Source organism: Devosia oryzisoli, from assembly GCF_014837245.1.
In the GTDB taxonomy this organism is placed as follows: Bacteria; Pseudomonadota; Alphaproteobacteria; order Rhizobiales; family Devosiaceae; genus Devosia; species Devosia oryzisoli.
In genome coordinates, this window is the sequence record NZ_JACYFU010000004.1 from 36543 (window position 1) to 49182 (window position 12640).

Sequence of the window (12640 nt, forward strand, 5' to 3'; positions counted from 1 at the left end):
AAAGTGCGGGGATATTGACCGCTTTTCCTTTGTATCTTGTTAAGACTTGCGGCGCCTGCAAGGGCACCTACCTCACCTAAACGTGTAGATTCGGGCACTACCACCGAACCTTGGCCGAACCGCGACCGGCCGGGTCGCGCGCGGGTTTGGACCTTCTCGCTCCGTCCCTCTCATCGAGGCGTGGATCACCCGGACAAGCCGGGTGATGACGGTGGGGGATGGAACAGCGTCCCCTAACCCGGACTGCCTCAGCCCTTGAGCACTTCGGACAAGGTGGCGCCGATGCGTGCGGGCGAGGCCGAAACCTTGATGCCGGCCGCTTCCATCGCCGCGATCTTTTCTTCCGCGCCGCCCTTGCCGCCCGAGATAACGGCGCCGGCATGACCCATGGTGCGGCCCGGAGGCGCCGTGCGGCCCGCGATGAAGCCGGCCATCGGCTTCTTGCGGCCCTTCCTGGCTTCGTCGATCAGAAACTGCGCGGCTTCTTCTTCCGCCGACCCGCCGATTTCGCCGATCATGATGATCGACTTGGTGGCGTCGTCGGCGAGGAACATCTCGAGCACGTCGATGAACTCGGTGCCCTTGACCGGATCGCCGCCAATGCCGACAGCGGTGGTCTGCCCCAGGCCCTCATTGGTGGTCTGGAACACCGCCTCATAGGTCAGCGTGCCCGACCGGGAGACGATGCCCACCGAGCCCTTGGAGAAGATCGAGCCCGGCATGATGCCGATCTTGCATTCTTCCGGCGTCAGCACGCCCGGGCAGTTCGGACCGATAAGGCGGGACTTGGATTTGGCGAGCTTGGCCTTGACGCGCACCATGTCCATGACCGGAACGCCTTCGGTGATGCAGACGATAAGCGGGATTTCCGCCTCGATCGCTTCCTCGATGGCGGCAGCGGCGCCCGGAGGCGGCACGTAGATCACCGAGGCATTTGCGCCGGTCTTTTCCTTGCCCTCGGCCACGGTGGCGAAAATCGGCAATTCGGTGCCGTCGACACCGGACGACCAGGTTTCCCCGCCCTTCTTGGGGTGCGTGCCGCCGACCATCTTGGTGCCGTAATAGGCCAGCGCCTGCTCGGTGTGGAACGTGCCGGTCTTGCCGGTTAGGCCCTGGACGAGAACCTTGGTGTCTTTGTTGACGAGAATCGACATTGGGTACTTCTCTCTTCGAGGGGCTTAGGCGGCCTTGCGGACGGCGGCGACGATCTTCTGGGCGGCGTCGTCGAGGTCGTCGGCGGAGATGACGTCAAGGCCCGAATTGTCGAGGATGGCCTTGCCTTCCTTGACGTTGGTGCCTTCGAGACGGACCACCAGCGGAACCTTGAGGCCGACTTCCTTGACCGCGGCGATGACGCCCTCGGCAATGACGTCGCAGCGCATGATGCCGCCGAAGATGTTGACGAGAATTCCCTTCACGGCCGGATCGGCGGTGATGATCTTGAAGGCGGCCGTCACCTTCTCCTTGGAGGCGCCGCCACCGACGTCGAGAAAGTTGGCAGGCTCGGCGCCATAGAGCTTGATGATGTCCATGGTGGACATGGCCAGGCCCGCGCCGTTGACCATGCAGCCGATATTGCCCTCGAGCGCCACATAGGCGAGGTCGTACTTGGACGCCTCGATTTCCTTGGCGTCTTCCTCGGAAAGGTCGCGCAGGGGCTTCAGTTCCTCGTGGCGGAAGGCGGCGTTGTTGTCGAAGGAGACCTTGGCGTCGAGCACGCGCAGGTGGCCGTCTTCCATGACGATCAGCGGGTTCACCTCGAGCAGGCTCATGTCCTTTTCGGTGAAGGCCTTGTAGAGGATCGGGAACAGCGACTTGCCGTCTTCCGCGGCGGCGCCGTCGAGCTTGAGCGCGGTGTTGATCTTGCTCACGTCGCCGGCGGTGACCCCGGCCTCGGGGTCGATCGCGACGGTGATGATCTTGTCAGGCGTATGCTCGGCCACGGCTTCGATGTCCATGCCGCCTTCGGTGGAGACCACGAAGGAGACCTTTGAGGTGGCGCGATCGACCAACAGCGAGCAGTAGAGCTCGCGCGCGATATCGGCGCCGTCCTCGATATAGAGGCGATTGACCTGCTTGCCGGCCTCGCCAGTCTGCTTGGTCACGAGGGTGTTGCCCAGCATTTCGCGGGCGTTGGCGATGACTTCATCCACCGACTTGGCGAGGCGCACGCCGCCCTTGGCGTCGGGCCCGAGTTCCTTGAACTTGCCCTTGCCCCGGCCACCGGCGTGGATCTGCGACTTGACCACGTATAGCGGACCGGGAAGCTGCTCGGCCGCGGCCTTGGCCTCGTCGACCGAGGTAATGGCGACGCCCTGGGCGACGGGCGCGCCGTATTCCTTCAGCAGCGCCTTGGCCTGGTGTTCATGGATGTTCATCTGGTTCCCCTTGGGAATGGGCAGAAAGGAGCCGGCGAGAGGCCGCCGGAAAGCAACAGCCGCCGAACGGGGCCGGCGGCTGAGAGGCGATCAGGCCAGCTTGGGCTGGATCTTCTGGCAGGCTTCGATCAGGCCTTCGACGGCACCGACCGATTTGTCGAACGCCTTCTGCTCGGCCGAATTGAGCGTGATCTCGATGATCTTCTCTGCGCCATTGGCGCCGATCAGCACAGGCACGCCGACATAAGTGCCTTTGACGCCGTATTCGCCATTGAGGTAGGCGGCGGCGGGCAGGATGCGCTTCTTGTCCTTGAGATAGCTCTCGGCCATGGCGATGGCGGATGCAGCGGGGGCGTAGAAAGCGGACCCGGTCTTGAGCAGCCCGACGATCTCGGCGCCGCCGTCACGGGTGCGCTGGATGATCTCTTCGAGCTTTTCCTTGGAGAGCCAGCCCATCTTGACGATGTCGGTCAGCGGAATGCCGGCGACGGTGGAGTAGCGGGCCAGCGGCACCATGGTGTCGCCATGGCCGCCGAGCACGAAGGCCGACACGTCTTCCACCGACACGCCCAGCTCTTCGGCGATGAAATGCACGAAACGCGAGCTGTCGAGGACGCCCGCCATGCCGATCACCTTGTTGGTGGGCAGGCCGGAGAACTTCTGCAGCGCCCAGACCATGGCGTCGAGCGGGTTGGTGATGCAGATGACGAGCGCGTCCCTGGCATACTTGGCAATGCCCGCGCCCACCTGCTCCATCACCTTGAGGTTGATTTCGAGGAGGTCGTCGCGGCTCATGCCGGGCTTGCGCGGCACGCCGGCAGTGACGATGACGACATCGGCGCCCTCGATGTCCTTGTATTCGGACGTGCCCTTCAGCGAGGCATTGAAGCCCTGCGGGGGAGCGGACTGCGCCAGGTCCAGCGCCTTGCCCTGCGGAACGCCATCGACGACGTCGAACAGGACGACGTCACCCAGTTCCTTCTGGGCCGCCAGCAGAGCCAGCGTACCGCCGATCTGTCCAGCACCGATTAGGGCAATTTTCTTGCGGGCCATAAGTCCTCATCCCAAGCTGCAGGTAGAATTGGGGCACGTCTTAACCCTGTGGGCCACCTCGGGCAAGTGAACCGTTCGTCGTAAGGCGCAATTCGGCATTGCCGATGGGCGAAGGGGGCCTGCCGGTTCGGCATCGTGTCGGTGCGCAACTGTTCAATTGGGCGATTCCACGGCATCGCGCAGCCCCTTGCCCAGATACTCTTCGGACTGCATTTCCGTGAGCCGCGAGATGGTGCGCTGGAATTCGAACGCCGTCTTGTCGTCTCGCCCGAGTTGGTCGAGTGGCACCGCGAAGCTGGCGGCGAGCTTGACGCCGCGGTCGTAGAGCGAGTCGATGAGCAGGATGAACCGCTTGGCCGCATCGGACTTGGTGCGGTCCATTTGCGGCACCCCATCGATCAGCACCGAATCGAACTGGTGCGCGATGCGGACAAAATCCCGGGTCCCGAGCGGCTTTTCGCAGAGATCGACAAAGCCGAAGCGGGCGGCGCCCATGGCCATGGCGGGAACGGGAATGGAGCGGCCGATGCTTTCGACGGCGCCCGGGTGCCCCGGGTCGCCTCCCGTGATGCGCAGCCAGAGCCGGTCCATCGCCGCCTTGACGTCCGGCCCGGTACCGAAGGCGTAGACCTGCTGACCGGCAAACTTGAGCCGCCGGTAATCCTGCTCCGCAGGCAGCGCCAGCACGACGCAGTTGCGCTTCAGGAGCGCGATGAAGGGCAGGAAGAGCTGCCGGTTGAGCCCATCCTTGTAAAGCTCATCCGGCACCACGTTGGAGGTAGCAACGAGCGTGAGGCCACCGGCAAACAGCTTGCTGAACAGCCGGTCGAGCAACATGGCGTTGGTGATGTCGTGCACGTGGAATTCGTCGAGGCACAACAGCCTGAGGCCCGTCGCCAGTATCGGCTTGACCACCGCTTCGATTGGGTCGGCGTCGTCACTGCTCCCCTTGGGTGACTTACGGAAAGCGGCGACCTTGGTATGCACCTCGTCCATGAACTCGTGGAAATGCACACGCTTCTTCTGGCGGAACGGCACGGCCTCGTAAAAGAGGTCCATCAGCATGGTCTTGCCGCGCCCGACCTCGCCATGAAGATAAAGGCCCCGCACCTTGGCCGGTTTTTCGAAGAGGCCGCGAAAGCCGCGCCTCGGCCGGGCGGCCAGCAGGTCCGCCAGGACGCGATCGAGTTCTTGAGCGGCGTCGCGTTGGGCGGGATCTGCCGTCAGCGCGTCCCGCGCGACAAGCGCGTCATAAGCGCTGCGGACGGGGGCCTGCATGCCGGCGTTCACTCTATAGACCTCATGCAGTTCTCAAAGATGTCATCTCCGCCTGTCCAGGAGCAACTCACGTGAGGAGGTCCGTCAATAATCGTCGTGGCTTGGAAATGCGATGACGTCGCGCGGCAGAAGCCGTTCCGGATGCAGGGCAGCGCCCTGGTGCGTGGGCTCAAACGGAGGCCCCCGCTTTCGCGGGGGTGACCGGTGTGGGTGTCTGGGACGGGCTCGCAGCACAGCCAACAAAAAGCCGGCCCGATGGGCGGGCCTCTCGTCTTAGCGAGCCATCGACACGGCCTGGCCGCCGCTGATGGTGCCGATATAGCGGCCACCGGAAGGGGCCATGAAAGCAGCGATGTTGCCGTTGTCATCATAAAGCTGCAACTGGCTGCCCACCTGCTGCCAGCCCGTGACCGAGGCAATCTGCGGCACGGTGCAGCCGGGAGCCGAAGCGCGGTAGTAGTTCGTGCCCGTCTTGGCGGTCATCGGCAGGTTGAGGCGACAAGTCTGGCCGCCGGCAACGACGTTCCAGGTGCCTTCCGGTCCGGTGGACGCACCGGTTGCCATCGGAGCGCCGACAGTAGTGATCGAGCCGGTGCTGGCCGTCGCGGTGGGTGCCGTGCCGACGCTGGCGCCGGTGGTGATCTGCGAATTGGAGGCCATGGCCGTGTTGGTGGCAGTGCTCTGACCGCCAAGCACCGGTTGACCGGAGAGGCTCGGCGTGGGTGTGCCGGGCGCGCCGATCGCGGGTAGCGAACCCTGCTGCACGGTGGACGACTGCACGGGCTGCGCCTGTGGAGGCGCCCCAATGACGTTGAGATTGGACGTATTGGTACCGGCGGTCGATGAGCAGCCTGCCACCACAAGGGCGACGATCGCCAATCCTGCACCGGAAGAAGCGCCGCGCTTCCAAACCTGCATTGTACACTCCTGCCCCGAGGGCTTAAGGGAATTAACTCTTTGGGCGGCTTTTAGCCCAGACGCCCGTTCGGTTCAATTGCCCATCCCGCACAACAGTGCTGCGCGAGCAATGTGGCCGATTTACGAGGCCGCACTATCCATGTCCTTCAATAGATCGGCGACCAGAAGAGTTGCGTCTTCTGCTTCGTCTTCCGGAACATCTATGGCAATGCCTTCCGGACCGAAGAGGTTAGGCACCCCCGGCAGACCACCGTCGCGCGGTTCCAGCGGGTGGAAGCCGTGCGCCCGCAGCGCAACCAGCAGCACCCGCACCACCCCCGGATTCTTGACTTGGGCGACCGTCTGGAAGCGCATGGCGATCTCCTTCTCCCTTGAGTTGTAACGGGAAATGGCCTGTGGGCAAGCGCAAATGCGGTGATGGCCAAGCCGCCGCGCCGCTTGCACACCGGGCAGCGGCATGATGCTTTAGGGCGATGGCTTCACCGCTTGGTGATTTGCCGGTCCCCTGCGGCTGGCGAACAGTGGCCACAAGTGTTTCCGCCGGAGAAGGCATGGGCGCCTACATTATCCGCCGCCTGCTTCTGATGATCCCGACCGTGTTCGGCATCATGGCGATCTCGTTCCTCATCACGCAGTTCGCGCCGGGCGGTCCTGTCGAGCAGGCGTTGGCCAATCTTTCGGGCCAGAATGTCTCGATGACCGAACGCATCACCGGCAGCGGCTCGGGGGATCTGGGGGTCAACCAGACCAACGGCGACAGCAAAACCGGCTATCGCGGCAGCCAGGGCCTGCCGCCCGAACTCGTCGCGCGCATCGAAAAGCAGTTCGGCTTCGACAAGCCACCGCTCGAGCGCTTTGGCACCATGCTCTGGAGCTATCTGCGCTTCGATTTCGGCGAGAGCTATTATCGCGACATTTCGGTGATCGACCTCATCAAGGAAAAGATGCCGGTGTCGATCTCGCTCGGCCTCTGGATGACGTTGATCGCCTATGGCATTTCCATTCCGCTCGGCATTGCCAAGGCGGTGCGCGACGGATCGCGGTTCGACGTGTGGACCTCGACCATCATCATCGTCGGCTATGCCGTGCCCGGCTTCCTCGTCGCTATCGCGCTGGTCGTTCTGTTCGCGGGCGGCAGCTTCTGGTCCATCTTCCCGCTTCGCGGTCTGACCTCCCCGGGGTGGGCGACATTCCCCTGGTGGCGGCAAATCCTCGACTATTTCTGGCATCTGGTGCTGCCCATCATCGCCATGGGTCTCGGCGCCTTTGCAACGACGACGCTGCTCACCAAGAATTCCTTTCTCGACGAGATCGGCAAGCAATACGTGACGACGGCGCGCGCCAAGGGCCTGACCGAGCACCGGGTGCTCTACGGCCACGTCTTTCGCAATGCCATGATGCTTATCATCGCCAGCTTCCCCGGCGCCTTCATCGGCGTCTTCTTTTCCGGCTCGCTGCTGATCGAAACCATCTTTTCGCTCGACGGGCTGGGGCTGCTCGGCTTCGAGGCCGTGACGACGCGCGACTATCCGGTGGTCTTCGCCACGCTCTACATCTTCTCGCTGCTCGGGCTGGTGATCGGGCTCATCTCCGACCTCGCCTATATGTGGGTCGACCCGCGGCTCGATTTCGAGGGCCGCTCGGCATGACCGTGCTTGCCTCCCCTGCCCCGATTAGAAAGATGACCCTTTCGCCGCTCAACCGGCGCCGGCTCGCCAATTTCCGCGCCAATGGCCGCGGCTGGTGGAGCCTCTGGATCTTCCTTGTGCTGTTCCTCGTGACGCTGGGCGCGGAGTTCATCACCAACGATCGGCCAATCGTGGTGCAATACAAGGGCGAGACACTATTTCCCGCCTTCGTCACCTACCCCGAATCCACCTTTGGCGGGTTCCTCGCGACCACCGATTATCGCCAGCCCTTCATCGCCGACGAGATCGCGGCCAATGGTTGGGCATTGTGGCCGCCGGTGCATTTCAGCTACCAGACGGTGGACATCTACCTGCCGACATCGGGCGCCAACCCGCCGACCTGGATGCTGAGCCGCGACGCTGCCTGCGCCAACTATCCGATGGGCGTGGCGGACCCGGCGTGCAACTGGGGCAATTTCCACTGGCTCGGCACCGACGACCAGGGCCGCGACGTGCTGGCGCGGCTGATCTACGGCTTCCGCATCTCCATTCTCTTCGGTTTCATTCTAACCATTCTCTCCTCGGTCGTCGGCGTGGTGGCGGGCGCCGTGCAAGGCTATTTCGGCGGCTGGGTCGATCTCATCTTCCAGCGGCTGATCGAAATCTGGAACTCGGTGCCGGCGCTCTACCTGCTGCTGATCGTCTCGAGCGTCATCGCGCCGAGCTTCTGGGTGCTGCTGGGCATTTTGCTGCTGTTCTCCTGGGTAGCGCTGGTGGGCATCGTGCGGGCCGAATTCCTGCGCGCCCGCAATTTCGAATATGTCACCGCCGCCCGGGCGCTCGGCGTCTCCGATCGCACCATCATGTGGCGGCACCTCTTGCCCAACGCCATGGTCGCGACGCTGACCTTCATGCCGTTCATTCTCTCGGGCTCGGTGGCAACACTGACCTCGCTCGATTTCCTCGGCTTCGGCCTGCCGCCCGGCTCGCCCTCGCTCGGTGAACTGCTGGCGCAGGGCAAGGACAATCTGCAGGCGCCCTGGCTGGGGCTGACCGGCTTTTTCACCCTCGCCCTGATGATGACGCTGCTGGTCTTCATCGGCGAAGCAGTGCGCGATGCCTTCGATCCGCGAAAGACCTTCGCATGAGCGGCCCCCTGCTCTCGGTCCGCGACCTCTCCATCGGCTTCGGCGCCTTCGAGGCGGTGCGCAAGGTGAGCTTCGACATCGAAGCGGGCGAAACGCTGGCTCTGGTGGGCGAAAGCGGCTCGGGCAAGTCGGTGACGGCCCTCTCGGTGCTGCGCCTTTTGCCGCCGGCCGCATCGCTTGCTGGCAGCATCGCCTTCGAGGGGCAAAACCTTGTGACACTGCCCGAACCGGGGCTGCGGGCTGTGCGCGGCAATCGGGTGGGCATGATCTTCCAGGAGCCGATGAGTTCGCTCAACCCGGTGCATACAGTGGGTCGGCAGATCGGCGAGGTGCTGGCGGTGCACCAGGGCATGCGGCGCGAGGCAGCGCGGCGGCGCACGCTCGAATTGCTCGATGCCGTCGGCATTCCCGACCCGCAGCGCCGGCTCGAGGACTACCCGCATCAGCTCTCGGGCGGGCAGCGCCAGCGCGTCATGATCGCCATGGCGCTGGCCAATGATCCAAAACTGCTGATCGCCGACGAACCGACCACCGCGCTCGACGTGACGGTACAAGCGCAAATCCTCGCGCTGCTCAAGGATCTGCAGCGCCAGACAGGCATGGCGATGCTGTTCATCACCCATGACCTGACGATTGTGCGGCGGATCGCCGACCGCGTCTGCGTCATGACCAAAGGCGAGATTGTCGAGACTGGCCCCACGGCGAAAATCTTTTCGGCGCCGCAGCATGCCTACACCCGGCACCTGCTGGCCGCTGCCCCGCAGGGAAAACCTCTCGCGCCGCCCGCCGATGCCCCCGAAGTGGTTTCGGCGAGCGACATGAAAGTGTGGTTTCCCATCCGCCGCGGCCTCCTGCGACGGACAGTGGGCCACATCAAGGCAGTGGACGGCGTGAGCCTTTCGGTCCGCCGCGGCGAAACGCTGGGCGTCGTCGGCGAAAGTGGTTCGGGCAAGTCGTCGCTGGGGTACGCGCTGCTGCGGTTGATCGGGTCCGAGGGACGCATCGTGGTTCTGGGCGAGGCCATCGACGAAAAATCGGGCAAGGCATTGCGGCCATTCCGCAAGCACATGCAGATCGTCTTCCAGGACCCGTTCGGCTCGCTCAGCCCGCGCATGTCGGTGGCCGAGATCGTTGAAGAAGGGTTGCGCGTGCACCGGCCTGACCTCAACGCGCCGCAGCGGGCGGATAAGCGCGACGCGGCGTTGCGCGAAGTCGGACTGGACCCCGGGTCCGCCGGCCGCTATCCGCACGAATTTTCAGGCGGTCAGCGCCAGCGCATTGCGCTCGCCCGGGCGCTGGTGCTGGAACCCGCCTTTCTGGTGCTTGATGAACCCACCTCAGCGCTGGACGTCTCGATCCAGGCGCAGATCATCGATCTGCTGCGCGCCATCCAGCAGCGGCACGGCCTGAGCTATCTCTTCATCAGCCACGATCTGCGCGTGGTGAAGGCGCTGGCCCATCGGCTGATCGTGATGAAGGACGGCCTGGTGGTCGAGACCGGCGCGGCGGACGCGATCTTTGCCGCACCGCAGCATGATTACACGCGCCAGCTCTTGGCCGCCGCCTTTTCGGAAACGCCCCACCAATTGCCCGGCGCCCCGCAAACCGACTAGAGTTTCCGCCACCCACAGGAGATACCGCCATGACGCTGCGATCACTGTTCAAGACGATGCTCCTGGGGGCGCTTGTAACGCTTGGACTTTCAGCACCGGCCCTGGCGCAGAGCCCTACCGGCGTCTGGGTCCACGCCGCCTCGGTCAACGGCACGCCCAAATATCCCGAAGGCTTTTCCCACTTCGACTACGTCAATGTCGATGCGCCCAAGACCGGCCTCCTGCGCCTCAGCGCGCGCGGCAGCTTTGACACCTTCAACCCGCTATTGCCCAAGGGCCAGGCGGCCTCGGGACTGGGCCTGGTCTATGAAACGCTGTTCACCTCTTCGCTCGATGAGGTCAATGTCAGCTACGGACTTCTGGCCGACGCCATGAAGATCGCCGACGATTACACCTCAGTTACCTTCCGCTTGAACCCCGAGGCCAAGTGGCACGATGGCGAGCCGGTGACCGCGGAGGACGTGGTCTGGTCCTTCAACAAGCTGGTCGAGCTCAACCCCAACGTGGCGCAATATTACGCCGACGTGACGGGAGCCGAGGTCACTGCGCCGGGGGAAGTTACCTTCACCTTCAAGACAGGGGAGAACCGAGAATTGCCCGACATTCTCGGGCAGACCATGGTGCTGCCGCAGCACTGGTGGGAAGGTACCGACGAGAGTGGCAAGCAGCGCGATATCGGCCAATCGACGCTGGAGCCACCCATGGGCTCGGGTCCTTACGAACTCTCGAGTTTCGAGGCCGGCAAGACGGTGCGCTATACGCTGGCCGACAATTACTGGGGCAAGGATCACCCTACCGAGATCGGCGCCAACAACATCGCCGAAATCCGCTACGAGTATTTCCTCGATGAATCGGTGACGTTCGAGGCCTTCAAGGGCGACCAGATCGACTTCTGGAGCGAATATATCTCGCGCCGCTGGGCCACCGCCTACGATTTCCCGGCCGTCACGGACGGTCGCGTGGTGCGCGAGGAGTTCCCGCAGGATTATGCCCAGAGCGGGGAGATGACCGGTTTCATCTTCAACATGCGGCGCGACAAATTCAAGGACGAGCGGGTGCGGGAGGCGCTGAACTATGCGTTCGACTTCGAACAGCTCAACGCCACCGTCTTCTTCAACCAGTACCAGCGCATCGACAGCTACTTTTTCAACCTGCCGTTTGCCTCCAAGGGCCTGCCCGAGGGGCAGGAACTGGATATTCTTCAGAGCATCAAGGACAAGGTGCCGGCGCGCGTCTTTACTGAGCCCTATAGCAATCCGGTGAGCGGCGATCCAGGCAAGCTGCGCGAGAACCTGCGCACGGCGCTCGGCCTTTTGACCGAAGCCGGCTACAGGCTCGACGGCTCGCGCCTGGTGGATGCCAACGGCACACAGCTCAGCTTCGAGATCCTCATGCACCAGCCGACGCTCGAGCCCATCGCCACCAACCTCAAGACCAATCTGGGGCAGATCGGGATCGCCGTCTCGATCCGCATGGTCGACACGCCGCAATACATCAACCGGCTGCGCAGCTTCGACTACGACATGATCTATGGCGGCTGGGACCAAAGCTTTTCACCCGGCAACGAGCAGCGCTACTTCTTCGGCTCGAGCACGGTGGATGACGAAGGGGCCCAGAACTATGCCGGTATTGCCGACCCCGGCGTCGACGCGCTGATCACCAAGCTGATCGCGGCCAAGGATCGCGATACGCAACTGGCGGCCGTCGCTGCCCTCGACCGCGTGCTGCTCGCCAACCACTACGTCATCCCGGGCTATGCCCTGACCTATTCCCGCACCGCCCGATGGAACCGCTATTCGCACCCCGAACCGGTGCCGGAATTTTCTTCCGGCTTCCCGACCATCTGGTGGTGGGACGCGGACAAAGCTGCAAAGACCGGCGGCGGGGAATAGGAGACGTACCTTTCGGAGACCTCATGGTGAGCCTGTCGAAACCCCGTCCTTCGACGGGCCCAGGATGAGGTTACGACGGGCTCGGGATGAGGTCTACCGAGGCACCTGTTGAGCTGGCGAGGCTGGAGCTAAAGCGGCTTTCTGGCGACCAGATCGATCAGCGCCGACATGCCTTTATGTGCGGCGCCTTCGTCCACCTCGGCATCGTAGCTCCTGAGTTCGATGATCTCGAGGGCGGCGAAAGCGCTCCGCAACAACGCCTCGGTATAGAGCTTTTCAACTTGCCCCGGCCCGCCGGTGCCGTACTCGAGTTGTTTGGGCGTATAGCCTTCGATCAGCAACAGGCCGCCCGGCGCGAGCGCGCGGATCATGCCAGCAAAGATGGCCTCGCGCAGCGCCGGCTCGGCGAACTGGAAAAAGATGCCGACGACAATTTCGAACTGGCCCTCGGGCCAGTCGTAGTCGGCAATGTCGATCAGTTCGGTCTTGAGGTGGACACCGCGCCGGCCTGCCAGGTTGCGCGCCTTTTGCAGGGCCACCGCCGAGGCATCGAGGCTGAGGACGTCCAGCCCCTGCTCGGCCAGCCACACCCCGTTGCGACCTTCGCCATCGGCAATCGCCAGCGCCGTCCTGTAGGGCTTCAGCCGCTCGACCTGCCCAGCGAGGAAAGCGTTGGCTGCCTCTCCGAAAAGATAGTCGGGCCGGTCGTAGCGTTCGTCCCAGAAACTCATC

At 63.7% G+C, this 12640-nt stretch carries 11 protein-coding genes; 4 read left to right on the top strand and 7 right to left on the bottom strand.

The window, feature by feature from the left end; genetic code table 11:
• Positions 1-248: 248 nt before the first annotated feature.
• The 6 genes from sucD to IC608_RS14720 form a co-directional block, all read right to left on the bottom strand.
• Positions 249-1154 carry a succinate--CoA ligase subunit alpha gene (sucD, locus tag IC608_RS14695; RefSeq protein ID WP_191777048.1) on the bottom strand — a complete coding sequence of 302 codons (906 nt, stop codon included), beginning with the start codon at positions 1152-1154 and terminating at the stop codon, positions 249-251.
• Positions 1155-1178: 24 nt separating this feature from the next.
• The gene (gene sucC / locus IC608_RS14700; RefSeq protein ID WP_191777051.1) at positions 1179-2378 is read right to left on the bottom strand and encodes an ADP-forming succinate--CoA ligase subunit beta; all 1200 of its coding nucleotides are present in this window, start codon (positions 2376-2378) and stop codon (positions 1179-1181) included.
• 90 nt (positions 2379-2468) lie between these two features.
• Positions 2469-3431 carry a malate dehydrogenase gene (gene mdh / locus IC608_RS14705; protein WP_191777053.1) on the bottom strand — a complete coding sequence of 321 codons (963 nt, stop codon included), beginning with the start codon at positions 3429-3431 and terminating at the stop codon, positions 2469-2471.
• 153 nt (positions 3432-3584) lie between these two features.
• Complete coding sequence (zapE, locus tag IC608_RS14710; protein ID WP_191777055.1) at positions 3585-4709, bottom strand: cell division protein ZapE; 1125 nt, start codon at positions 4707-4709, stop codon at positions 3585-3587.
• Positions 4710-4982: 273 nt separating this feature from the next.
• Positions 4983-5627 carry an AprI/Inh family metalloprotease inhibitor gene (locus IC608_RS14715; RefSeq protein WP_191777058.1) on the bottom strand — a complete coding sequence of 215 codons (645 nt, stop codon included), beginning with the start codon at positions 5625-5627 and terminating at the stop codon, positions 4983-4985.
• Between the two features lie 120 nt (positions 5628-5747).
• Positions 5748-5981 (bottom strand): hypothetical protein, encoded by a 234-nt coding sequence (locus IC608_RS14720; protein WP_191777060.1) that lies wholly within the window; start codon positions 5979-5981, stop codon positions 5748-5750.
• 197 nt (positions 5982-6178) lie between these two features.
• Between IC608_RS14720 and IC608_RS14725 the strand changes: the two genes are divergently transcribed.
• The 4 genes from IC608_RS14725 to IC608_RS14740 are packed head-to-tail and all read left to right on the top strand — an operon-like array spanning position 6179 to position 11908.
• Positions 6179-7276 (top strand): microcin C ABC transporter permease YejB, encoded by a 1098-nt coding sequence (locus tag IC608_RS14725; RefSeq protein WP_191777062.1) that lies wholly within the window; start codon positions 6179-6181, stop codon positions 7274-7276.
• On the top strand, positions 7273-8403 hold the full coding sequence (locus tag IC608_RS14730) for an ABC transporter permease (RefSeq protein ID WP_191777064.1): 1131 nt from the start codon (positions 7273-7275) through the stop codon (positions 8401-8403). Before IC608_RS14725 ends, IC608_RS14730 begins: the two co-directional genes overlap by 4 nt.
• The gene (locus tag IC608_RS14735) at positions 8400-10016 is read left to right on the top strand and encodes an ABC transporter ATP-binding protein (RefSeq protein WP_191777066.1); all 1617 of its coding nucleotides are present in this window, start codon (positions 8400-8402) and stop codon (positions 10014-10016) included. The genes IC608_RS14730 and IC608_RS14735 overlap by 4 nt, the downstream gene beginning before the upstream one ends.
• Before the next feature lie 29 nt (positions 10017-10045).
• Positions 10046-11908 (top strand): extracellular solute-binding protein, encoded by a 1863-nt coding sequence (locus IC608_RS14740; RefSeq protein WP_191777068.1) that lies wholly within the window; start codon positions 10046-10048, stop codon positions 11906-11908.
• A 128-nt stretch (positions 11909-12036) separates the two neighbouring features.
• Here the strand turns inward: IC608_RS14740 and IC608_RS14745 are convergent, their stop codons facing one another.
• Entirely contained in the window at positions 12037-12639 is a 603-nt protein-coding gene (locus IC608_RS14745; protein WP_191777070.1) for an SAM-dependent methyltransferase, read from the bottom strand.
• Between the last annotated feature and the right edge of the window lies 1 nt (position 12640).